The organism is Pseudomonas sp. UBA2684, assembly GCA_002354655.1.
Taxonomy (GTDB): Bacteria; Pseudomonadota; Gammaproteobacteria; order Pseudomonadales; family Pseudomonadaceae; genus Aquipseudomonas.
Window position 1 is genome coordinate 49,766 of the sequence record DELY01000059.1, and the last position, 22,664, is coordinate 72,429.

Here is a 22,664-nt window from a genome sequence, read left to right on the forward strand (position 1 = left end):
TGGCCGAGCCGCTGAGCCCGCGCGACTTTGCCTGGCGCGTGCAGCAGGTGCTGGGCCGCGAGCCGCTGTTGGTCGAAGGCCCGGAGATGATCCGCCGGGTTGGCTGGTGCACGGGTGGCGGTCAGGGTTATATCGACCAGGCGATTGCCGCTGGCGTCGACCTGTACCTGACCGGTGAGGCCTCCGAGCAAACCTTCCACAGCGCCCGCGAAAACCGCATCAGCTTTATCGCCGCCGGCCACCACGCCACCGAGCGTTATGGCGTGCAGGCGCTTGGCGAGTACCTGGCACGACGCTTTGCCATCGAGCATCGGTTTATCGACTGCCCGAATCCGATTTAGCCGCCAGACCGGGCGAAACGCTGGGCATAAAGCTAGATCTTTTCGATCTAACTGGCGTCCTGAATAGAAGAGGGCGCTGTGCTAGAGTGCGCCATCGTCCACGGCCCGCCGGCCCCATTACACAGCAAACCGTGAGTAACCATGCTCGATAAATTGACCCACCTGAAACAGCTGGAGGCGGAAAGTATCCACATCATTCGTGAAGTGGCCGCCGAATTCGACAACCCGGTAATGCTCTATTCCATCGGTAAAGACTCCGCCGTGATGCTGCATCTGGCGCGCAAGGCGTTCTTTCCCGGCAAGCTGCCGTTCCCGGTGATGCACGTCGATACGCGCTGGAAGTTCCAGGAGATGTACCGCTTCCGCGAGAAGATGGTCAAAGAGTACGGCCTGGACTTGATTACCCACACCAATCCCGATGGCGTGGCGCAGGACATGAACCCCTTCACCTACGGCAGTGCCAAGCACACCGACGTGATGAAGACCGAGGGCCTCAAGCAGGCGCTGGACAAGTACGGCTTCGACGCCGCCTTCGGTGGCGCGCGTCGCGACGAAGAGAAATCCCGCGCCAAGGAGCGCGTGTACTCCTTCCGCGACAGCAAGCACCGCTGGGACCCGAAGAACCAGCGTCCCGAGCTGTGGAACGTGTACAACGGCAACGTCAAAAAAGGCGAGTCGATCCGTGTATTCCCGCTGTCCAACTGGACCGAGCTGGATATCTGGCAGTACATCTATCTGGAACAGATCCCGATCGTGCCGCTGTACTTCGCCGAAGAGCGCGAAGTGATCGAGATGAACGGCGCGCTGATCATGATCGACGACGAGCGCATCCTCGAACACCTCACCCCTGAGCAAAAAGCCAGCATCCACAAGAAGATGGTGCGTTTCCGTACCCTGGGTTGCTACCCGCTGACTGGCGCGGTGGAATCCACCGCCAGCACCCTGCCGGAAATCATTCAGGAAATGTTGCTGGCCAAGACTTCTGAGCGCCAAGGCCGAGTTATCGACCATGACTCCTCCGGCTCGATGGAAGAGAAGAAACGTCAGGGGTACTTTTAATATGTCGCACCAATCCGAACTGATCAGCGAGGACATCCTCGCCTACCTGGCCCAGCACGAGCGTAAAGAGCTGCTGCGCTTCCTGACGTGCGGCAACGTCGACGACGGCAAAAGCACCCTGATCGGCCGCCTGCTGCATGACTCCAAGATGATCTATGAAGACCATCTGGATGCCATCACCAAAGACTCCAAGAAAGTCGGCACCACCGGTGAAGATATCGACCTGGCGCTGCTGGTCGACGGCCTGCAAGCCGAGCGCGAGCAAGGCATCACCATCGATGTGGCGTACCGCTACTTCAGCACCACCAAGCGCAAGTTCATCATCGCCGACACCCCCGGCCATGAGCAGTACACCCGCAACATGGCGACCGGCGCGTCCAACTGCGACCTGGCGATCATCCTGATCGACGCCCGTTACGGCGTGCAGACCCAGACCAAGCGGCACAGCTTCATTGCCTCCTTGCTGGGCATCAAGCACATCGTCATCGCCGTCAACAAGATGGACCTCAAGGGCTTCGACCAGGGCGTGTTCGAGCAGATCAAGAGCGATTACCTGGCGTTTGTCGAAGGCATTGCCTTCAAGCCAAGCTCGATGCACTTCGTGCCGATGTCGGCGCTGAAAGGCGACAACGTGGTCAACAAGAGCGAGCAGTCGCCCTGGTACACCGGCCAGTCGCTGATGGAAATCCTCGAGACCGTGGAAGTGGCGGGTGATCGCAACTTCAACGACCTGCGTTTCCCGGTGCAGTACGTCAACCGTCCCAACCTGAACTTCCGTGGTTTCGCCGGCACCCTGGCCAGCGGCATCGTGCGCAAGGGCGACGAAATCATTGCCCTGCCGTCGGGCAAGGGCAGCAAGGTTAAGTCCATCGTCACCTTCGAAGGTGAGCTGGAACAGGCCGGCCCGGGCCAGGCGATTACCCTGACCCTGGAAGACGAGATCGACGTGTCGCGTGGCGACATGCTGGTGCATGGCGACAACCGTCCGCAGGTGGTCGACAGCTTCGACGCCATGCTGGTGTGGATGGCCGAAGAGCCGATGCTGCCGGGCAAAAAATACGACATCAAGCGCGCCACCAGCTACGTGCCGGGCTCGATTGCCAGCATCACCCACCGGGTCGATGTGAATACCTTGGAAGAGGGTGCGGCGAGCAGCTTGCAGCTCAACGAAATCGGCCAGGTACGTATCGCCCTGGATGCGCCGATCGCGCTGGACGGCTACGCGCACAACCGCACCACCGGCTCGTTTATCGTCATCGACCGCCTGACCAATGGCACCGTCGGTGCTGGCATGATCATCGCCGAACCGGTTGGTGCCGGCGGCGGCACTCATCATGGTGAGCTGGCTCATGTGTCGACCGAAGAGCGTGCCACGCGCTTCGGCCAGCAACCGGCCACCGTGCTGTTCAGCGGCCTATCGGGCGCCGGCAAGAGCACCCTGGCCTACGCCGTGGAGCGCAAGCTGTTCGACATGGGCCGTGCGGTCTACGTGCTGGATGGCCAGAACCTGCGTCATGACCTGAACAAGGGCCTGCCGCAGGATCGTGCCGGGCGTACCGAGAACTGGCGGCGTGCCGCGCATGTGGCGCGTCAGTTCAACGAAGCCGGCCTGCTGACTCTGGCGGCGTTCGTCGCGCCAGACGCCGAAGGCCGTGAACAGGCCAAGGCGCTGATCGGCACCGAGCGTCTGATCACTGTCTATGTGCAGGCATCGCCGCAGGTCTGCGCCGAGCGTGATCCGCAGGGCCTGTATGCCGCCGCTGGCGACAACATCCCAGGCGAGTCCTTCCCGTATGACATCCCGCTGAATGCCGATCTGGTGATCGATACGCAGTCGGTGTCGGTGGAAGAGGGTGTGAAACAGGTGCTGGCGCTGCTGCGTGAGCGCGGCGCGATCTAAGCCTGACGTTTGTCTGTAAGGAGCCCCGCCATGTGCGGGGCTTTTTATTTGAGCCAGGTTACCCGTAGGAGCGGCCCATGGCCGCGATAGCTGTTTCGCGGGCATGGACTAGGCGTCCCCGCCGCTCCTACAAGCCCGGCTCCAACAAAAATCCCCGGCTGTTTAGGCCGGGGATTTTGGAGCGGGCAATTATTACTTGTTCTTCAAACCGTAGTTTTCATCGAGCATGCCCGGTACATCGGCGCTTTTCGGCGCGTAATCCTTGGGCATTTCATTGTTTTTCGGCGGCGTCAGGCGCTCGCGCTTTTCCAGGCCGTCCTCGGTATGCAGCGAGGCGAGCAGGCGCTGTCGGGTCAGTTCGTCGAGCGCCAGGCGGCTGGCCCCTTCGGACATGTGTTCCTGTACTTCCTGGTAGCTCTGGGTGAGCTTCTTCACCAGGTTGGCGGTGGTGTTGAAGTGGGTTACCACCTCGCTCTGGTAAGTATCGAAGCGAGCCTGCATTTCGTCCAACTGGCGCTGCGTGCGGCTAGGGGCGGCATTGGGCGCAAGGCGGGCAATCAAGAAGCCAATGGCAATGCCGGCTACCAGGGTAATGGCGGGTAGCAACCAGGCGGTAAGCGTCTGTTCCACGAGTCCTTCCTCTCTAAACGGCTTTGCTTTACGTTAACGGCTCGAACCTGCGCTGTATACCGCAATGCAATGCCGAGATGTGTGCGGCGCAGGCTGTCAGCTAGACGAGTCGACCCACTGCGAGGTCACGGAGTTCCCTGTTGCTCACCCGCGAAACCCCCGTATTTATCGATGGCCCCTGCGGCCAACTCGAAGCCCTGTGGCTGGATACCCCTGATGCCCGTGGTGTGGCGCTGATCTGCCACCCTAATCCGGTACAGGGCGGCACCATGCTCAATAAAGTAGTCTCAACCGTGCAGCGCACTGCGCGCGATGCCGGCCTGGCCACCCTGCGCTTCAACTACCGCGGCGTCGGAGTCAGTGCCGGCAGCCATGACATGGGCAGCGGAGAGGTGGATGACGGCGAAGCCGTGGCCACCTGGCTGCGTGCGCAGTACCCCGAGTTGCCGTTGACCCTGCTGGGCTTTTCCTTTGGCGGGTTTGTCGCCGCCGCCCTGGGCGCGCGTCTGGAGGCCCAGGGAGTGACGCTCGACAAGCTGTTTATGCTGGCCCCGGCGGTGCATCGCCTGACCGAAGAAAATCCTCCAGCCAGCAAATGCCCGCTGATCGTGATCCAGCCGCAAGACGACGAAGTCATCGACCCGCAGGAGGTTTACCAATGGTCGGCGGCACTCGGACGTGCCCATGAGCTGCTGAAAGTGGCAGAATGCGGCCACTTTTTTCACGGCAAGCTGACGGATTTGAAAGATCTCTTACTGCCGCGTCTCTGACCTTGCGGGCTGCCTGAGCCTGAGTTGATAAGCGAACGCCATGACCACTCGTATCCTTACCGGCATCACCACCACCGGCACCCCGCACCTGGGCAACTACGCGGGCGCGATTCGCCCGGCCATCGTTGCCAGCCGCGCCGCCGATGCGGATTCGTTCTATTTCCTCGCCGACTACCACGCGCTGATCAAGTGCGACGAGCCGGCACGCATCCAGCGTTCGCGCCTGGAGATCGCCGCCACCTGGCTGGCCTGTGGCCTGGATGTGAACAAGGCGACCTTCTACCGCCAGTCCGATATCCCCGAGATACCCGAGCTGTGCTGGTTGCTCACCTGCGTGGCCGGCAAGGGCCTGCTTAACCGCGCCCACGCCTACAAGGCCTCGGTGGACAAGAACGTCGAGCAGGGTGAAGACCCGGATGCCGGCATCACCATGGGTCTGTTCAGCTACCCGGTGCTGATGGCGGCGGACATCCTGATGTTCAACGCGCACAAGGTCCCGGTCGGTCGTGATCAGATCCAGCACGTGGAAATGGCCCGCGACATTGCTCAGCGCTTCAACCACCTGTTTGGCGTTGGCCGCGAGCTGTTCACCCTGCCCGAAGCGGTGATTGAGGAAGACGTGGCCACCTTGCCAGGCCTTGACGGGCGCAAGATGAGCAAAAGCTACGACAACACCATTCCGTTGTTCGGCAGCGCCAAGCAGCTCAAGGACGCCATCGCCCGTATCGTCACCGACTCCAAGCTACCCGGCGAGGCGAAAGACCCGGACAGTTCGCATCTGTTCACCCTTTATCAGGCGTTTGCCGCACCGACGCAGCAGGCGGATTTTCGCGCCGAACTCACCGACGGCCTAGCCTGGGGTGAGGCTAAGCAGCGTCTGTTCCTGTTGCTCGACGCTGAGTTGGGCGAGGCGCGTGAGCGTTACCATGCGCTGATCGAAAAGCCGGCCGACCTGGAAGATATTCTGCTGGCCGGTGCCGCCAAGGCGCGCAAGACCGCCACGCCGTTCCTCGGTGAGTTGCGCGAAGCCGTGGGCCTGCGTTCATTCCGCAGTAAGGCGGTCAGCGGCGCGGGCGAAAAGAAGAAAGCCGGCAAGAGTGCGCGTTTTGTCAGCTTCCGTGACGACGACGGCAGCTTCCGTTTCCGCCTGCTCGATGCCGCCGGTGAGCAGCTGCTGCTGTCCAGGTCTTTTGCCGATGGCAAGGCCGCGGGCATGGTTAATAAACGCCTGCAGTCCGGCGAAGCGCTGGATGTACGCGAGCAGGATGGTGGCTTCGGCGTCTGGCTGGACGATGAGTGCGTGGCGCAGAGCCCCGCGTTTGCTGACAGCAGCGCCTGTCAGGCGGCGATCCAGCGTCTGCGTGAGGCACTGGCTGTTCAGGAATAACGCGCTAGAAGATGGTTTTGTGGGAGGGGCTTTAGCCGCGACAGCTTGCTGGTGCCAGTGCATCGCGGCTAAAGCCCCTTCCGCGGACCGGTACGCCATCTATAAGCCGATTGCCAATCCGCAGGGGCATCGCTAAAGTGACGCCCCCGTTTTACTTGCCCGGCTAACGAATATGACTCCCCTCGAGCGCTACCAGGCCGATCTCAAACGCCCAGACTTTTTCCATGATGCCGCCCAGGAAACTGCGGTGCGCCATTTGCAGCGCCTGTACGACGATCTGATCGCCGCAGACAAGGGCACCTCCGGCGTGTTCGGCAGACTGTTCGGCAAAAAGCCCCAAGGCCCGGTAAAGGGCCTGTACTTCTGGGGCGGCGTGGGGCGCGGCAAGACCTATCTGGTCGATACCTTCTTCGAGGCGCTGCCGTTCAAAGAGAAGGAGCGCACCCACTTCCACCGCTTTATGAAGCGTGTGCACGAAGAGATGCGCACTCTCAAGGGCGAAAAGAATCCACTGACCATTATCGGCAAGCGTTTCGCCGATGAGGCGCGAGTGATCTGCTTCGACGAATTCTTCGTCAGCGATATTACCGACGCGATGATCCTTGCCACCCTGCTGGATGAGCTGTTCAAGAACGGCGTCAGCCTGGTCGCGACCTCCAACATTGTCCCCGACGGCTTGTACAAGGACGGTTTGCAGCGCGCGCGTTTCTTGCCGGCCATTGCCCTGCTGAAACAGCACACCGAGATCGTCAACGTCGATAGCGGCGTGGATTATCGCTTGCGCGCGCTGGAGCAGGCCGAGCTGTTCCACTGGCCGCTGGATGCGGCGGCCGAGGAAAGCCTGGAAAAGAGTTTCAAGAGCCTGTTGCCCGAACACTGCTCGGTGCAGGAAAACGAGGCGCTGATGATCGAAAACCGCGCCCTCACGGCGCGCAAGGTCGGCGACGACGTGGCCTGGTTCGAGTTCCGCGAGCTGTGCGACGGCCCGCGCAGCCAGAACGACTACATCGAGCTGGGCAAGATTTTCCACGCTGTGCTGCTGGCCAACGTCGAGCAGATGGGCGTGGCCAAGGAAGACATGGCGCGACGGTTCATCAATCTGGTGGACGAGTTCTATGACCGCAACGTCAAGCTGATCATCTCTGCCGAGGTCGAGTTGAAGGACCTCTATAGCGGTGGTCGGTTGAACTTTGAGTTCCAGCGCACCCTGAGCCGGTTACTGGAAATGCAGTCGCATGAGTTCCTCTCGCGGCCGCACAAGCCGTAGGCTCGACACATAGCCGACAAAAAAGCTGCCCCAGGGCAGCTTTTTTGTCGGCGGCGTTTTTAGTGCTGCGCCAGTTTCTGCTCGTGCTGGGCGAGCATCTTCTGCGCGTAGGCCACTTCCAGGGCTTCCATGGCGTTGATCGGTTTGATCGCCACGGCGCGCTTGAGGTGTTGCAGGGCCTTGGCCTGCTCGTCGTCGCCGTACACGTAGGTCAGGGCGTTGGCGTATTCATAGTGGCCGATGGGCAGGTTGTCCTGGGCCTTGAAGCTGCGGCTGAAGTACTTCTCCATATTGTCGGCGCTAACACCGTAGGTCATGCGCCCAACCAGTTTGCCGACCTTGCGAATCACCCCGGCTTCATAGCCGCCGTAAAGCGCCAGGGCGAAAGGTTGCTGCGGTTGCTTGGCCAGCAGGGCTTTCAGCTCTTCAGGGATCTGCGAGGTGTAGCCGCGTTTCAGTACCACCGGGACCGACAGTTCTTCACCCAGGCGCGCCTTGGCATACACGCTGCCGAATTGCGCCACAGTGTCGGCCTTGATCAGCTCGCCGGCCTGCTCGGTGTAGGTGATCACCTCTTCCAGCAACTGGTGTTTTTCCGCCTGGTTAGGCACCAGGAACATGGCGTAGATCACCTGGGCAAACATCGCCGGAATCTGCCCGCCAACGCCGAGCGCCAGGCCCTGCTGCTTCGCTTCGGCGAAGTCGCCACGGAACATCAGGCGCCATACATCCTGCAACTTGGCGGCGTACCGCTCGGCCTCCTCGGGTTTGCCGGTAAAGCCGGTGTCGCCGGTCACGGTCAGCTCCAGCGCCTTGGGGTAGGTGGTGGCCATGGTCAGCACCCAGTCGGCGTCTGGGAACGGGTAATCAGTGCCGAAGCCGCGGGTCAGCTGCGGCCAGGCCTGGCGCAGCTTGTCGCCGCTGTAGTCGTAGGCGCTTTGATCGTAGGGGAAGGGTTTCCAGTCGTCGGCGGCCACAGCGCTGAAGCTGCAAGCGGCGAGTATGGCAATAAGAGTGCGGCGCATGGCGATGACCTGATTGTTGTTGTAGGTAGGGGTGCGCCGATCATAGAGCGCTACCGCGTGCGGCCCACCCATCCAAGGATGAGTTGCGCGGTGGGGTGGGCATGCGCGCGCTGTTACCCGCCGACCTTAAGCATGGCTGTCCTTGTGCTGAAACTGCCGGCGGTACTGGTTGGGTGACAGTTCCGTGTGCTGCCGAAACAACCGGGCGAAGAAGCTGGCATCGTCGTAACCGACCTCATAGCTGATGGTTTTGATGCTCTTGCGGGTGGCGCTGAGCAGGCCCTTGGCGGTTTCGATGCGCAGGCGTTGCAGGTAATGCAGTGGCTTGTCGCCGGTGGCGGCCTGGAACCGCCGCATAAAGTTGCGGATGCTCATGCCGTGCTCGCGGGCCACGTCTTCGAAGCGAAACTTGTCGGCGAAGTGCTCTTCCAGCCATTGCTGGATTTGCAGGATGGTCAGGTCGTGGTGCAGTTTTTGCCCGCCAAAACCGATGCGCCCCGGGGCGTAATTGCGTTGCACCTCATACAGAATGTCGCGGGCCACGCCCTGGGCCACGCTGGCGCCGCAGAAGCGTTCGATCAGGTAGATGTACAGGTCGCAGGCCGAGGTGGTGCCGCCGGCGCAGTACAGGTTGTCGGCATCCGACAGGTGCTTTTCCTGGTTCAGCAGCACCTTGGGGAAGCGTTCGGCGAACTCGCTGAAGAAGCGCCAGTAGGTGGTCGCTTCCTTGCCGTCGAGCAGGCCGGCCTGGGCCATCCAGAACACTCCGGTGGCTTCGCCGCAGATCGCGCTGCCGGCGGCGTGGCGTTGCTTCAGCCAGCTGAGCACCTGCGGGTGGCGCTGGCACAGCGCGTCGAAGTCGTCCCAGAAGGCCGGCAGGATGATCACATCGGCCCTGTCCAGCGGGCCATCCACGGGCATCAGCACATTGCTGAAACTGCGCACCGGTTTCCCGTCCGGGCTGACCAGATGAATCTCGAAGGTCGGGGTCAGGCCCAGGCCCTGTTGTTTGCCGTAGCGCAGGCTGGCCATATGGAAGAAGTCTTTGGCCTGCATCAGGGTCGAAGCGAACACGCCGTCGGTGGCGAGAATACTGACGCGCTTGAGCGGTGCGGACTGCGGAATGGTCATCGTTTGTTGTTCTTATGGTGAGAGGGAGCGCTTGGCGGTCGAAACCGCTTAACGCCGCCTTAGGGGTAAAGTGGTCAAGATACGGCTGGATCGTCTTATTTTTTGGCGCATGTGTCCAGTGTGTCCGACGCTTCGGCTGGCCTACAGTCTGGGTCTGTGTATTTCGTCTCCAGACCGCTTCCTTAGGTGCCAGCATGATCCCAAGAACCATCTTCAGCTCCGACCATGAATTGTTTCGCGACAGCGTGCGCAAGTTCCTTGAGCAGGAGGCCGTGCCTTTCCATCAGCAGTGGGAGAAGGATGGCTACATCGACCGCGCGCTGTGGAACAAGGCGGGGGAGGCGGGCATGCTCTGCTCGCATATTCCGGAGGAGTACGGCGGCATGGCGGCGGACTTTCTCTACAGCACCGTGGTGATCGAGGAGATCGGCCGTCTGGGTTTGACCGGTATCGGCTTCTCCCTGCACTCCGACATCGTCGCGCCCTACATCCTGCATTACGGCTCCGAGGCGCTGAAACACAAGTACCTGCCCAAGCTGGTTTCCGGCGAGATGGTGACCGCCATCGCGATGACCGAGCCGGGCGCGGGCTCCGATCTGCAAGGCGTAAAAACCACTGCGGTGCTGGATGGCGACGAGTATGTGATCAACGGCTCGAAGACCTTTATCACCAACGGCTACCTGGCAGACCTGGTGATCGTGGTGGCCAAGACCGATCCAAAAGCCGGGGCCAAGGGCACCAGCCTGTTCCTGGTCGAGGCTGATACCCCGGGTTTCTCCAAGGGTAAGCGCCTGGAAAAGGTCGGCATGAAGGCGCAGGACACCTCCGAGCTGTTCTTCCAGGACGTGCGCGTACCCAAGGAAAACCTACTGGGCCAAGCCGGCATGGGCTTCGCCTACCTGATGCAGGAGCTGCCGCAGGAGCGCCTGACCGTGGGCATTGGTGCACTGGCTTCGGCCGAGGCGGCGCTGAAGTGGACGCTGGAGTACACCCGCGAGCGCAAGGCCTTCGGCAAGTCGATTGCAGACTTCCAGAACACCCGCTTCAAGCTGGCCGAGATGGCCACCGAGATTCAGGTTGGCCGCGTGTTTGTCGATCGTTGCCTGGAGCTGCACCTTGAGGGCAAGCTCGATGTGCCGACCGCGGCGATGCTCAAGTACTGGGGCACCGACCTGCAATGCAAGGTGCTCGATGAGTGCGTGCAACTGCACGGCGGCTACGGCTTTATGTGGGAATACCCGGTGGCGCGGGCCTGGGCCGATGCGCGGGTGCAGCGCATTTATGCGGGCACCAACGAGATCATGAAAGAGATCATCGCCCGCTCGCTGTGATCTGGCGTTGAGATGAAAAGCCCGGCAATTGCCGGGCTTTTCTATTTCAGGGGGCCGGGTTGGGCTGATCCTTGTGGATGGCTTCGATGCCGGCTAGCACGTCTGCGCTCAGTTTGAGTTCGGCGCTGGTCAGGTTGCTATCCAGTTGCTCCAGGCTGGTGGCGCCGATGATGTTGCTGGTGACGAATGGCTGGGCGGTGACAAAGGCCAGGGCCATTTGCGCCGGGTCCAGGCCGTGCTCGCGCGCCAGGGCGACATAGTGCGAACAGGCGGCCTCCGATTGCGGATTGGTGTAGCGGGCGAAGCGGCTGAACAGGCTGATGCGTGCGCCCTCGGGGCGGGCTCCGCCTTCATATTTGCCGCTAAGCATGCCGAAGGCCAGTGGCGAATAGGCGAGCAGCCCGCACTGTTCGCGGATGGCGACCTCGGCCAGGCCGACCTCAAAGCTGCGGTTGAGCAGGTTGTAGGGGTTCTGGATGGAAACGCTGCGCGGCCAGCCGCGCTGTTCGGCCAGTTGCAGGAATTTCATGGCGCCCCAAGGCGTTTCGTTGGACAGGCCGATATGGCGGATCTTGCCGGCCTTGACCTGCTCGTCGAGCGCGTCGAGAGTTTCTTCAAGGGGCGTGAAGTCGCTGTCTTGGTGGCGATAGCCGAGCTGGCCGAAATAGTTGGTGGGGCGCTCCGGCCAGTGCAGCTGATACAGGTCGATCCAGTCGGTCTGCAGGCGCTTGAGGCTGGCGTCGAGGGCCGCCACGATGTGCTGGCGGTTGTGTTTGAGGTGTCCGCCGCGGATGTAGTCGATGCCGTTGCCGGGGCCGGCGATCTTGCTGGCCAGTACCCAGTCGCTGCGATCGCCGCGTTGTTTGAAATAGTCGCCGATGATTTGTTCGGTCTTGCTGTAGGTCTCGGCGCGCGGTGGCACCGGGTACATCTCGGCGGTATCGATGAAATTGATGCCGCAGGCTTTGGCGCGTTCGATCTGCGCGAATGCCTCGTCGGCGCTATTTTGCTCGCCCCAGGTCATGGTGCCCAGGCAAAGGGTGCTGACGCTTAAATCCGTCCGACCGAGTTGGCGATAATCCATTGGGTGCTCCTTCCGCAAAACAACCATACAAGCAGGTTGAATTTATTTTCGCAATCTGCATAATTGCGCACCTCTTTCTGCGGTGGAAGTGATGCGCCGCCCGCCGAAGAATCTTGCCGTATTACGGACGCGCTGACCCGAGCCCCCGATAGCGTCTGTCTTCGGCTGCCTTTGACTTGTCAAAGTACGCACTATTCAGTAAGATCCGCCGTCTTATTTATCAGGGCGGCCCCTGAGGCTATAAAGAATGAAAACTTTTACTGCTAAACCGGAAACAGTAAAGCGCGACTGGTTTGTCGTCGACGCTGCGGGTCAGACCCTGGGTCGTCTGGCTACCGAAATCGCGAGCCGTCTGCGTGGCAAGCACAAGCCGGAGTACACTCCGCACGTCGATACCGGCGATTACATCGTCGTGATCAATGCCGAGCAGATTCGTGTTACCGGTGCTAAGACCACTGACAAAATTTACTACTCCCACTCCGGTTTCCCGGGCGGCATTAAGTCGATCAACTTCGAAAAGTTGATCGCTAAAGCCCCTGAGCGCGTGATCGAGACCGCGGTTAAAGGCATGTTGCCGAAGAATCCGCTGGGTCGCGACATGTACCGTAAGCTGAAAGTCTATGCGGGCGCTGCTCACCCCCATACTGCTCAGCAGCCCCAAGAACTGAAGTTTTAACGGAATAGTTCATTATGTCGGCGACTCAAAATTACGGCACTGGCCGTCGCAAGACTGCAACAGCTCGCGTTTTCCTGCGTGCGGGCACTGGCAAAATCTCCATCAACAATCGCACCCTCGACACCTTCTTCGGTCGTGAAACTGCCCGCATGGTAGTTCGCCAGCCGTTGGAGCTGACCCAGTTGGGCGAGAAGTTCGATATCTACGTCACCGTTATCGGTGGCGGCGTGAGTGGTCAAGCTGGCGCAATTCGCCACGGTATCACCCGCGCACTGATGGATTACGACGAATCGCTGCGCCCTGCACTGCGCAAGGCTGGCTTCGTGACTCGCGATGCACGTGAAGTTGAGCGTAAGAAGGTTGGTCTGCGTAAAGCGCGTAAGCGTCCGCAGTACTCCAAGCGTTAATTCGCTACCTGCGTTCAAAAGCGCCCAGTTTCCTTTCGGAGCTGGGCGTTTTTTATGCGCGTTCGGCTGCTCTGCGACATCATGCCGCAGACGTAAATGCCGCGCCCTGTAAGGTGTTGAGCCACTGTGGATGGGGTAATTACCTTGTCAGAAAAGGGGCTTTTCTTTACCATTTGGCGAATTTTTTGCGCTACCCGATTTTTACCTAGTAGAGGCCTGACCAACAGGCCACAAAGCTGATGGGAGACGACTGAATGAGCAATGACGGCGTGAATGCAGGCCGGCGTCGCTTCTTAGTGGCAGCCACCTCTGTGGTGGGTGCTGCTGGAGCGGTGGGTGCCGCGGTCCCGTTCGTGGGGTCATGGTTCCCGAGCGCTAAGGCTAAAGCTGCCGGTGCACCGGTGACGGTGAACGTCGGCAAGATCGAGCCAGGTCAGCAAATGGTTGCCGAGTGGCGGGGGCAGCCGGTATTTATCGTGCGCCGTACCGAAGAGATTCTCAGCAATCTGGTGAAGCTTGAGCCACAACTGGCCGACTTCGACTCGCAGTCTTCGGTACAGCCGGCTTATGTCGACCCGAAGACGCGTTCGATCAAGCCGGAGTTGCTGCTGCTGGTGGGGTTGTGTACTCACCTGGGCTGCGCCCCGTCTTTCCGCCCGGAAGTCGCACCTGCCGATTTAGGGGCAGATTGGGTGGGTGGTTACTTCTGCCCATGCCACGGTTCCCGTTATGACCTCGCTGGCCGGGTCTATAAAGGGCAGCCTGCGCCCTTGAACCTGCCGGTGCCCCCGCACACTTACGAGTCGGATGATGTGATCGTCATCGGTGTGGACCAGGAGCAAGCATAATGAGTAAGTTCATGGAATGGGTGGATGCGCGCTTCCCCGCGACCAAGATGTGGGAAGACCATCTGAGCAAGTATTACGCACCGAAGAACTTCAACTTCTTCTACTTTTTTGGTTCCCTGGCATTGCTGGCGCTGGTCAACCAGATCGTCACCGGTGTTTGGCTGACCATGAGCTACACGCCGTCGGCGGAAGAGGCATTCGCCTCGGTCGAATACATCATGCGTGACGTGGAGTACGGTTGGATTCTGCGCTACCTGCACTCCACCGGTGCTTCGGCGTTCTTCGTCGTGGTCTATCTGCACATGTTCCGCGGCCTGCTTTATGGCTCCTACCAGAAGCCGCGCGAGTTGGTGTGGATCTTCGGCATGCTGATCTACCTGATGCTGATGGCTGAAGCCTTCATGGGTTATCTGCTGCCATGGGGGCAGATGTCCTACTGGGGCGCCCAGGTGATCATCTCGCTGTTTGGTGCCATCCCGGTGATCGGCGATGACCTGACCCAGTGGATTCGTGGTGACTATCTGATTTCCGGGATCACCCTGAACCGTTTCTTCGCCCTGCATGTGGTTGCCTTGCCGATCGTGATTCTCGGTTTGGTGGTGCTGCATATCCTGGCGCTGCACGAAGTCGGTTCGAACAACCCAGACGGCGTCGACATCAAGAAAAAGAAGGATGAAAACGGCATCCCGCTGGATGGCATCGCCTTCCACCCGTACTACACGGTGAAAGACATTGTCGGCGTGGTGGTGTTCCTGTTCATCTTCTGTTTCGTGGTGTTCTTCTTCCCGGAAATGGGCGGTTACTTCCTTGAGAAGCCGAACTTCGAAGCGGCCAACCCGTTCAAGACGCCTGAGCACATTGCCCCGGTGTGGTACTTCACGCCGTACTACGCGATTCTGCGGGCGGTGCCTGACAAGCTGCTCGGGGTAATCGCCATGGGTGCGGCGATTGCGGTGCTGTTCGTGTTGCCATGGCTGGACCGTAGCCCGGTCAAGTCGATGCGTTACAAGGGCTGGATGAGCAAGGTCTGGCTGCTGATCTTCTGTGTTTCGTTCGTGATTCTGGGGGTGTTGGGCGTCCTGTCGCCGACACCGGGTCGTACGCTGTTGTCGCAGGTGTGTACGTTCCTGTACTTCGCCTACTTCATCCTGATGCCGTTCTACACCAGGCTCGAAAAGACCAAACCGGTTCCGGAAAGGGTGACTGGCTGATGAGAAAGTTATTTGCTGCACTAGTTTTTGCTGCCATGCCGGCCCTGGCTGTGGGCGCCGCGAGCAACTATCCGCTGGATAAAGTGGACATCGATCTGACCGACAAGGCCGCTATGCAGGATGGTGCGCGGACCTTCGCCAACTACTGCATGGGCTGTCACGCGGCGCAGTATCAGCGTTACGAGCGGGTTGCCGATGACCTGGGCATTCCGCATGACGTGATGCTGGATAACCTGGTGTTCAACGATGCCAAGATCGGCGATCACATGAAGATCGGCATGCAGGCGGACGATGCCAAGGCGTGGTTCGGTGCGGCGCCGCCGGACCTGACCCTGGTTGCCCGTGTGCGTGGCACCGATTGGCTGTATACCTACCTGCGTACCTTCTATGACGACCCGAGCCGCCCGCTGGGCGCGAACAACAAGGTGTTCCCGAACGTCGGTATGCCGAACGTGCTGATCGGTCTGCAAGGTAAGCAGGTGATCGGTTGCAAGCAGGTGCAGGTGGTGGAGAACGGCAAGAAGCAATTCGACCCGTTGACCGGCACGCCGATCACCCATGAAGCCTGTGACCAACTGACCATCGAGCCAAAAACCGGCGCACTGAGCGAAGAGCAGTTCGACGAGAAGATCCAGAATCTGGTGACCTTCCTGGCGTATTCGGCTAACCCGGTGAAACTGGAAAGCCAGCGTATCGGTACCTATGTTCTGCTGTATCTTGCCTTCTTCTTCGTATTCGCTTATCTGCTCAAGCGTGAGTACTGGAAGGACGTGCATTAATCGGTTGTATCTCCGTTGTTGACCTGCGCGCCCCTTTGGGCGCGCAGGTCTTTCTGCTTCACATAACCTTATAAGCGAGGAGGACCGCCATGGGCGTGACCAATCGGTTGGCCTGTTACTCCGACCCCGCCGACCACTATTCCCACCGCGTACGCATTGTGCTCGCCGAGAAGGGTGTCAGCGCCGATATCATCAGTGTCGAAAAGGGCCGTTACCCGCCCAAGCTGCTGGAGGTCAACCCGTACGCCAGTCTGCCGACCCTGGTCGATCGCGATCTGGCACTGTACGAGTCGACGGTGGTGATGGAATATCTGGATGAGCGCTATCCGCATCCGCCCTTGCTGCCGGTGTACCCGGTGGCTCGCGCCAATAGCCGCTTGCTGATTCATCGCATTCAGCGTGACTGGTGTGCGTTGGTGGATCTGATTCTGGATTCGCGCAGCAAAGAGCCGGCGCGTGTGCAGGCGCGCAAGGAGTTGCGTGAGAGCTTGACCGGCGTTTCACCGCTGTTTGCCGATAAGCCGTACTTCCTCAGTGATGAGTTGAGTTTGGTCGATTGTTGCTTGCTGCCGATCCTCTGGCGTTTGCCGGTATTGGGGATTGAGTTGCCGAAACCCGCCAAGCCGTTGCTCGATTACATGGACCGTCAGTTCGCCCGCGAGGCCTTTCAGGTCAGTCTGTCCCCCGTTGAACGTGATATGCGTTAACGCTTGAGGAGGTTCCGATGAACTCCAGTCGCCCTTATCTGGTTCGTGCTCTCTACGAGTGGATCGTCGACAACGATTGCACCCCGCATTTGCTGGTCAATGCCGAGTTCTCTGGTGTGCAAGTACCGTCAGGCTTCGCCAACGATGGGCAAATCGTCCTCAATGTGTCGCCCAGTGCGGTGCGTCATCTGCATATGGATAACGAGGCGGTGAGTTTCGAGGGGCGTTTCGGTGGTGTGGCGCATAGCCTGTATGTGCCGTCCGCTGCGGTGCTGGCGATTTATGCGCGGGAGAATGGCCAGGGCATGGTCTTCGATCTGGAGCCGCCGGTGCCGGACGATGAAGATGGCGACGATCAGGGTCCGCCAGACGGTGAGCCGCCACGCCCGAGTGGGCGGCCCAGCTTGAAAGTGGTCAAGTAAACAAAAAAGGCGATCCTCGGATCGCCTTTTTTGTCTGTGTAGGTGTGCTGCTAGTTGGTGTACTGGAACAGCTTGATGATCTTCTGTACGCCGGAAACGCTCTGTACCAGGCTGGTCGCCTGATTGGCTTCCTGGCGTGAGACCAGGCCAAGCAGGTAGACGATGCCGTTCTCGGTGATCACCTTGATGCGTGTGCTCGGTACGCTGCTGTCGGTGAGCATTTGTGCCTTGATCTTGGTGGTCAGCAGCGAATCGTTGCTGCGTGCCAGCAGTGACGTGGGCTGCAGCACCTGCAGTTCGTTGTGCACTTTGCTGACGCCCTGAACCTTGCGAGCGGCCTGCTCGGCAGCGGCTTTTAAGTCGCTACGTGGCGTTTGCCCGGCGAGCAGCACCACGCCGTTGTAGCTGGTGACCACGATGTGCGAGGTCGGGCTGGTCAGGTCGGCATGCGCGCGGGCCACGTTGGAGCTAACTTCGGGGGCGATAAACTGGTCATCGATCTTGTTGCCGATACTGCGACTGCCGCAGCCGGCGAGAACCAGGGTAAATGCCAGAGCGGCAAGGATTAGCGGTGAACGCGTCATTCTTCACTCCCGAAGAGTTGGCTGTCGATTAGGTCGCACAGGCAGTGGATGGCCAGCAGGTGCACTTCCTGGATGCGCGCGGTGACTTTGGAAGGCACGCGGATTTCCACGTCTTCCGGCAACAGCAGCGATGCCATGCCGCCGCCGTCGCGGCCAGTCAGGGCAACCACGGTCATTTCACGGTCATGCGCGGCCTGGATGGCCTGGATCACGTTGGCCGAGTTGCCGCTGGTGGAGATTGCCAGCAGTACGTCACCCGGCTGGCCGAGTGCGCGAATCTGCTTGGAGAACACCTCGTTGTAGCTGTAATCGTTGGCGATCGAGGTGATGGTCGAGCTGTCGGTGGTCAGGGCGATGGCGGGCAGGCTAGGGCGCTCGCGCTCGAAGCGGTTGAGTAGCTCGGAGGAAAAGTGCTGGGCATCGCCGGCTGAGCCGCCGTTGCCGCAGGAGAGAATCTTGCCCTCGCTGAGCAGTGCCTGAACCATGGCCATGCTGCCTTGCTCGATAAACGGGATGAGCACTTCCATGGCCTGTTGCTTGGTTTCGATGCTGGCTTGGAACAGGTGGCGAATACGGGCTTGCATATCCATCGGAGAAATAACCTTTAGTGTGGCGGCCGCTCAGGTTTCAAAGGCGTTTTGAATCCAGTTCAGTCGCGGGGGTGAGTTGCCGTCGGCATTGATGGCAATCACGTCAAAACGGCATGGGTATTTGCCCCAGCGCGATTCCTGCTGCAAAAAATACGTGGCGGCGGTAATCAGTTTCTCGCGTTTGCGCGCATCCACGCTTTCAGCCGCGCCGCCCCAGGCGGTATGTCGCCGGTAGCGAACTTCGACGAATACTACTGTATCGGCGTGAAGCATGACCAGATCGAGCTCGCCACGCCGGCACCGCCAGTTCTGCGCCAGCAGGCGCAGTCCGTGTTGCTCCAAGTGCTGGCGGGCCAACGCTTCGGCGGCGTTACCGCTGCTTTGCGTGCTGCTGTGATCGATCAATTGCTGCTGTCGGGCAGGCGTTGCACGTGGCCGTCACGGAACTCGGCCCAGGGCAGTTGGCGTTCGATGCGCTGCGCCGGGTTCAGGCTCAGGCTGCCGGACAGGCCCTCGAGCCGGGTATTCGGCAGGGCTTTGAGTTGGCTCAGGCGTGGCGCCAGGCGATAGGCATCGACGCCCATGGCGTAGAGGCGGCCAAGGCTGCCGCCGGCTTGCGGCCACTGGCTGTCGACTTGCTGGCGCAGTGGATCGTTGACGTCCAGCAGCCAGGGTGTTTCGCAAAAACGAATGCCATTCAGATCGAGGTACTGCGCCTGGCTGTGATTGCCGGTGAACAGGTGGGACGTGGCATACACCGGCACGTCGCCGGCGTACTGGAAGGCCAGGGTTGGCTTGATCTGCTGCGCCTGTTGCGGGGTAGCCGCAAGGAAGATGAAATCGACATCCTGGCGCCGCGAGGGCTGTGCCGCTACCGCAACGCCCAGGGTGCTTTGCAGGCGTTTGGCGCGGGCTTCGCTTTGCCGCAACTGGAACAGGTCGGCGATCTGTTGCGCCAGCTCGACCGGTTGATCGACGTGTTCGGCGGCGATCAGGCTGCCGCCTTGGGCCTGCCAGCTCTGCCGGAAAGCGTCGAGTACGCGGTCGCCCCAGTCGCCACGCGGCACCAGGGCGACTGCCCGGCGCATACCGTCGGCCCAGGCGCGACGCGCTACTTCACGGGCCTCGTCTTCGGCGGCGAGGCCGAACTGGAACAGTTGCGCGGGACCTTCCTGGCCGTTCTCGCTGTAGTTCAGGGCCAGCGTGGTGATGGGCAGTTGTTCACGGGCGCTGAGTTGGGTAACCAGCGTTTTCTCCAGTGGGCCGATGACCAGTTGCGCCCCGGCAGCCTGGGCTTGGCGATAGAACTCGTCCAGCGAACTCATGCGCGAGCTGTCGTACACCTGGATGTTGGGGGGATTCTGTCCAGCTTGCTGGGCCTGGTAGTGGGCAGCGAGAAAGCCGTCGCGCAGGGCGCGCGCCACGGAGGCAAGCTGGCCTTCCTGGGGCAGCAGCAGGGCGATTTCGGTCAGCGGCTGGCTGGACAGCTCTTTGAGTTTGCTCAGCGGCTGCGGCAGTTGCAGGGCGGCGGGATGCTGTGGGTGTTGCGTGCGCCAGGTGTCAATGGCGGCTTGCTGTTGTTCCAGTGTGCCGGCGGTCTTCGATGCGCGCGCCAGGGCCAGCCAGCCCGCCAGGTCGGTATCGCCTTCGGCTTGCGGTTGTTCGAGTGGCAGGCTGGAAATCAGGCTCCAGATGGTTTCGTGGTTGCGTGCGGCGGTTTCGCCATTCAGCAATGGGGCGATAAACACGCGTTCGCGGGCGGCGGCCAGGGTTTGTCCATCGGCTTGCAGGGCCGTGGCGCGTGCCAGTTGGCTGCGCACCTGCTGCTCGACTGGCAGTTCGCCTAGGCGCTCCAGGCTTGGGTGGCTGAGTGCCTGCAGGGCGGCTTTGGGCTTGTCACGGGCCAGCGCCAGTTCGGCGGCCAGGGTGCTGGCGTAGATCTGCTGGGCCGGTTTCAGGTTGTCCAGCGGCACTTGTTCAAGAATCCCGGCGGCGCGACCGATGTCGCGCTGTTGGTAAGCCAGGTCCGCGGCGGAGAGGCGCAGCAACGCCGCTTGTTCCGGCTGGCTTTCGCCGGCTTGTTGCAGCAGTTGTTCGATATTGGCTTGTGGGGTGCGCGGCAGTTCGCCCAGGTTGGATGAGGGAGAGCTGGCACAGGCGGCGAGCAGGCCGACGAGGCCGAGGACGGAAAGCGAGCGCAGGCAAGCGATCATGTAAGCGTTCCTGATACTTGATCAAATGAGCGTCGAATTGTACCCAAGCCCTGGCGGTGGCGCGATGTCGAAGGGCGAGAACCGGTCCACGATCTGCTGCGCAGTGGCGCCGCAGCGCCAAAAAAGGCTGCGGGGTGCTCATTTGCAGCGCTTACGCTCTCTTTGCTCATGGGTTTTTCCTGGCTTGGCTAGCGCTCGCTAAAACGCGAGCTGGGGCTAAACGGGCTACAATGCGCGCCTTCGTGATTTGAGAGGCCTGTGCTGTGACCGCTTCCGGTGCATTAAATCCCACTCCTGGCAGCCTTTATGTAGTCGCTACACCGATTGGCAATCTCGACGACATCAGTGCGCGGGCGCTCAAGGTGCTCAATGATGTGGCCTTGATCGCTGCCGAAGACACCCGGCACTCGGCGCGGTTGATGCAGCACTTCGGGATTGGCACGCCTCTGGCTGCTTGCCATGAGCACAATGAGCGCGATCACGGAGGTCGATTTCTGGCGCGCTTGCTGGCGGGTGACGATGTGGCGCTGATTTCCGATGCCGGTACGCCACTGATTTCCGATCCTGGCTATCACCTGGTGCGCCAGGCGCGAGCCGCGGGTATTACCGTGGTGCCGGTGCCGGGTGCTTGTGCATTGATCGCTGCGTTGTCGGCGGCGGGTTTACCGTCTGATCGGTTCATCTTCGAGGGCTTTCTGCCCGCCAAGACGGTCGGGCGTCGCGCGCGCCTGGAACAGGTTAAGGAAGAGCCGCGCACGCTGATTTTTTACGAGGCGCCGCACCGTATTCTCGAGTGTCTGGTGGATATGCAGGCGGTGTTCGGGGCTGAGCGCCCAGCGGTGTTGGCGCGCGAGCTGAGCAAAACCTTCGAAACGCTTAAGGGGCTGCCGTTGGCTGAGCTGCAGGCCTGGGTCGAGGCCGACAGCAACCAGCAGCGCGGCGAGTGCGTGGTGTTGGTCGCCGGCTGGCAGGCGCCGGAGGACGATGCAGCAGTCAGTAGCGAGGCGATGCGCGTGCTCGATTTGCTGCTCAAGGAAATGCCACTCAAGCGCGCCGCCGCTCTGGCGGCAGAGATCACCGGGGTGCGCAAGAACCTGCTCTATCAGGCTGCGTTGGCGCAGCAGAAAGACGCTTGAGCTTGTTCTCCGGGCCACAGACCGCTAACCTTGGCGGCGGAGAGTCGATCGGACAGTCGCTGCCGCGTTTCGTTCTGCGAAAGGCGGGGGAGGAAAGTCCGGGCTCCATAGGGCGGAGTGCCAGGTAATGCCTGGGGGGCGCGAGCCTACGGAAAGTGCCACAGAAAATAACCGCCTAAGCGCTTCGGCGCCGGTAAGGGTGAAAAGGTGCGGTAAGAGCGCACCGCGCGACTGGTAACAGTTCGTGGCTAGGCAAACCCCACTCGGAGCAAGACCAAATAGGGTTCCATTGGCGTGGCCCGCGCTGGAACCGGGTAGGTTGCTAAAGGCGTGCAGTGATGTACGTCGTAGAGGAATGACTGTCCTCGACAGAACCCGGCTTACAGATCGGCTCTCCACCTTTCTCTTCTATCCGCATCAGCTTTCTCCCCGCCTTTCTAATACCGAAAAAATCTTACTCTTAACAAACTACTTTAACTTTGAAGTTCAGCTTGCTGTGTTGGTTGATTTTTATCCAGCGCAACCCCTCGCTATGCTGTGTTTCTACCCCGCTTTAGTTCGCTAAATCGCCGTTCTATAAGGATTTTTCCCTCCTGGCGCGCCTTGACGGTGGGGCGTGCGCGTTCCTATAGTGTGCGCAGGTGGTAAGAAGTGGCATGAAGTGGGTTTTTTTGGGCATGGACAGCTAATTAAAGGGGAAGCGCAGTCGTGTTTCGCGGAGCTAACGCCATCAGTCTCGACGCCAAAGGGCGACTCGCGATGCCAAGTCGGTATCGGGACGAGCTCGTGTCGCGTTGTGCTGGCCAGCTTATCGTGACCATTGATGCCGTCGACCCCTGTCTGTGTGTCTATCCACTGTCCGAGTGGGAACTGATCGAAAACAAATTGCGTGAGCTGGCGTCCTTCCGTGAGGAAAACCGTCGGCTGCAGCGTTTGTTGATTGGCAATGCCGTCGACCTCGAGCTGGATGCCAGCGGTCGCTTCCTGGTGCCACCGCGTTTGCGTGAGTACGCCAAGTTGGACAAGCGCGCGATGCTCGTCGGCCAGCTCAATAAATTTCAACTGTGGGATGAAGATGCCTGGAATGCGGTGGCCGATGCCGATTTGGCTGCCATCAAACAACCTGGCGCTCTGTCCGACGAACTACGTGACCTGATCCTGTGACT

Annotated in this window: 23 protein-coding genes, 1 other RNA gene and 1 pseudogene; 17 read left to right on the forward strand and 8 right to left on the reverse strand. The window is 60.5% G+C overall.

Going from position 1 to position 22,664, the window contains the following annotated elements:
- The 3 genes and pseudogenes from B3M58_RS22055 to cysN form a co-directional block, all read left to right on the forward strand.
- Positions 1-341: pseudogene (locus B3M58_RS22055) on the forward strand (Nif3-like dinuclear metal center hexameric protein); the annotation flags it as partial.
- A gap of 141 nt (positions 342-482) precedes the next feature.
- Complete coding sequence (gene cysD, locus B3M58_RS22060; protein ID WP_296222515.1) at positions 483-1,400, forward strand: sulfate adenylyltransferase subunit CysD; 918 nt, start codon at positions 483-485, stop codon at positions 1,398-1,400.
- 1 nt (position 1,401) lies between these two features.
- Positions 1,402-3,300, forward strand: a complete 1,899-nt coding sequence (gene cysN, locus B3M58_RS22065; protein WP_296222516.1) for a sulfate adenylyltransferase subunit CysN — start codon at positions 1,402-1,404, stop codon at positions 3,298-3,300.
- 192 nt (positions 3,301-3,492) lie between these two features.
- On the opposite strand, the gene B3M58_RS22070 is transcribed toward cysN, so the two are convergent.
- Positions 3,493-3,930, reverse strand: a complete 438-nt coding sequence (locus tag B3M58_RS22070; protein WP_296222518.1) for a YhcB family protein — start codon at positions 3,928-3,930, stop codon at positions 3,493-3,495.
- Between the two features lie 140 nt (positions 3,931-4,070).
- Here B3M58_RS22070 and B3M58_RS22075 point away from each other — a divergent pair, with 140 nt between their 5' ends.
- From B3M58_RS22075 to zapE, 3 genes are all read left to right on the forward strand, one after another.
- Positions 4,071-4,700: an alpha/beta hydrolase gene (locus B3M58_RS22075; RefSeq protein WP_296222520.1), complete on the forward strand. Its 630-nt coding sequence runs from the start codon at positions 4,071-4,073 to the stop codon at positions 4,698-4,700.
- A 40-nt stretch (positions 4,701-4,740) separates the two neighbouring features.
- Positions 4,741-6,087 (forward strand): tryptophan--tRNA ligase, encoded by a 1,347-nt coding sequence (locus B3M58_RS22080; RefSeq protein WP_296222522.1) that lies wholly within the window; start codon positions 4,741-4,743, stop codon positions 6,085-6,087.
- A gap of 172 nt (positions 6,088-6,259) precedes the next feature.
- The gene (gene zapE, locus B3M58_RS22085; RefSeq protein ID WP_296222524.1) at positions 6,260-7,354 is read left to right on the forward strand and encodes a cell division protein ZapE; all 1,095 of its coding nucleotides are present in this window, start codon (positions 6,260-6,262) and stop codon (positions 7,352-7,354) included.
- A 59-nt stretch (positions 7,355-7,413) separates the two neighbouring features.
- Here zapE and B3M58_RS22090 read toward each other — a convergent pair whose 3' ends face one another.
- Positions 7,414-8,379, reverse strand: a complete 966-nt coding sequence (locus B3M58_RS22090) for a hypothetical protein (protein ID WP_296222526.1) — start codon at positions 8,377-8,379, stop codon at positions 7,414-7,416.
- A gap of 126 nt (positions 8,380-8,505) precedes the next feature.
- Positions 8,506-9,411, reverse strand: a complete 906-nt coding sequence (locus tag B3M58_RS22095) for a GlxA family transcriptional regulator (RefSeq protein WP_296222627.1) — start codon at positions 9,409-9,411, stop codon at positions 8,506-8,508.
- A 293-nt stretch (positions 9,412-9,704) separates the two neighbouring features.
- Here B3M58_RS22095 and B3M58_RS22100 point away from each other — a divergent pair, with 293 nt between their 5' ends.
- Positions 9,705-10,841 carry an acyl-CoA dehydrogenase family protein gene (locus B3M58_RS22100; protein ID WP_296222527.1) on the forward strand — a complete coding sequence of 379 codons (1,137 nt, stop codon included), beginning with the start codon at positions 9,705-9,707 and terminating at the stop codon, positions 10,839-10,841.
- A gap of 46 nt (positions 10,842-10,887) precedes the next feature.
- On the opposite strand, the gene B3M58_RS22105 is transcribed toward B3M58_RS22100, so the two are convergent.
- Entirely contained in the window at positions 10,888-11,925 is a 1,038-nt protein-coding gene (locus B3M58_RS22105; protein ID WP_296222528.1) for an NADP(H)-dependent aldo-keto reductase, read from the reverse strand.
- Positions 11,926-12,172: 247 nt separating this feature from the next.
- Here B3M58_RS22105 and rplM point away from each other — a divergent pair, with 247 nt between their 5' ends.
- From rplM to B3M58_RS22140, 7 genes are all read left to right on the forward strand, one after another.
- Positions 12,173-12,601: a 50S ribosomal protein L13 gene (gene rplM, locus B3M58_RS22110; protein WP_019693576.1), complete on the forward strand. Its 429-nt coding sequence runs from the start codon at positions 12,173-12,175 to the stop codon at positions 12,599-12,601.
- Positions 12,602-12,615: 14 nt separating this feature from the next.
- Positions 12,616-13,008 carry a 30S ribosomal protein S9 gene (rpsI, locus tag B3M58_RS22115; protein ID WP_296222531.1) on the forward strand — a complete coding sequence of 131 codons (393 nt, stop codon included), beginning with the start codon at positions 12,616-12,618 and terminating at the stop codon, positions 13,006-13,008.
- A 254-nt stretch (positions 13,009-13,262) separates the two neighbouring features.
- A complete protein-coding gene (gene petA / locus B3M58_RS22120) occupies positions 13,263-13,856 on the forward strand; it encodes a ubiquinol-cytochrome c reductase iron-sulfur subunit (RefSeq protein WP_296222533.1) in 594 nt (197 codons plus the stop codon).
- Positions 13,856-15,067 carry a cytochrome b gene (locus tag B3M58_RS22125; RefSeq protein ID WP_296222535.1) on the forward strand — a complete coding sequence of 404 codons (1,212 nt, stop codon included), beginning with the start codon at positions 13,856-13,858 and terminating at the stop codon, positions 15,065-15,067. Before petA ends, B3M58_RS22125 begins: the two co-directional genes overlap by 1 nt.
- Positions 15,067-15,846, forward strand: coding sequence for a cytochrome c1 (locus tag B3M58_RS22130; protein WP_296222537.1), 780 nt, complete (start codon positions 15,067-15,069; stop codon positions 15,844-15,846). The genes B3M58_RS22125 and B3M58_RS22130 overlap by 1 nt, the downstream gene beginning before the upstream one ends.
- An 89-nt stretch (positions 15,847-15,935) precedes the next feature.
- Positions 15,936-16,553 (forward strand): glutathione S-transferase N-terminal domain-containing protein, encoded by a 618-nt coding sequence (locus B3M58_RS22135; RefSeq protein ID WP_296222538.1) that lies wholly within the window; start codon positions 15,936-15,938, stop codon positions 16,551-16,553.
- A gap of 17 nt (positions 16,554-16,570) precedes the next feature.
- A complete protein-coding gene (locus B3M58_RS22140; protein ID WP_296222540.1) occupies positions 16,571-16,975 on the forward strand; it encodes a ClpXP protease specificity-enhancing factor in 405 nt (134 codons plus the stop codon).
- A gap of 50 nt (positions 16,976-17,025) precedes the next feature.
- On the opposite strand, the gene B3M58_RS22145 is transcribed toward B3M58_RS22140, so the two are convergent.
- Genes B3M58_RS22145 through B3M58_RS22160 form a run of 4 tightly spaced genes read right to left on the reverse strand, consistent with a single transcriptional unit; the run spans position 17,026 to position 20,362 of the window.
- Positions 17,026-17,559, reverse strand: coding sequence for a BON domain-containing protein (locus B3M58_RS22145; RefSeq protein ID WP_296222542.1), 534 nt, complete (start codon positions 17,557-17,559; stop codon positions 17,026-17,028).
- A complete protein-coding gene (locus B3M58_RS22150; RefSeq protein WP_296222544.1) occupies positions 17,556-18,149 on the reverse strand; it encodes a phosphoheptose isomerase in 594 nt (197 codons plus the stop codon). Before B3M58_RS22150 ends, B3M58_RS22145 begins: the two co-directional genes overlap by 4 nt.
- Before the next feature lie 30 nt (positions 18,150-18,179).
- Positions 18,180-18,554 carry a YraN family protein gene (locus tag B3M58_RS22155; protein WP_296222545.1) on the reverse strand — a complete coding sequence of 125 codons (375 nt, stop codon included), beginning with the start codon at positions 18,552-18,554 and terminating at the stop codon, positions 18,180-18,182.
- Positions 18,551-20,362 (reverse strand): penicillin-binding protein activator, encoded by a 1,812-nt coding sequence (locus B3M58_RS22160; RefSeq protein WP_296222547.1) that lies wholly within the window; start codon positions 20,360-20,362, stop codon positions 18,551-18,553. Before B3M58_RS22160 ends, B3M58_RS22155 begins: the two co-directional genes overlap by 4 nt.
- A gap of 263 nt (positions 20,363-20,625) precedes the next feature.
- Here B3M58_RS22160 and rsmI point away from each other — a divergent pair, with 263 nt between their 5' ends.
- The 3 genes from rsmI (at position 20,626) to mraZ (ending at position 22,662) form a co-directional block, all read left to right on the forward strand.
- Complete coding sequence (gene rsmI / locus B3M58_RS22165) at positions 20,626-21,498, forward strand: 16S rRNA (cytidine(1402)-2'-O)-methyltransferase (protein WP_296222548.1); 873 nt, start codon at positions 20,626-20,628, stop codon at positions 21,496-21,498.
- 40 nt (positions 21,499-21,538) lie between these two features.
- Positions 21,539-21,897, forward strand: an RNA gene (gene rnpB / locus B3M58_RS22170) — RNase P RNA component class A.
- Between the two features lie 309 nt (positions 21,898-22,206).
- A complete protein-coding gene (gene mraZ / locus B3M58_RS22175) occupies positions 22,207-22,662 on the forward strand; it encodes a division/cell wall cluster transcriptional repressor MraZ (RefSeq protein WP_296222549.1) in 456 nt (151 codons plus the stop codon).
- Positions 22,663-22,664 lie beyond the last annotated feature (2 nt).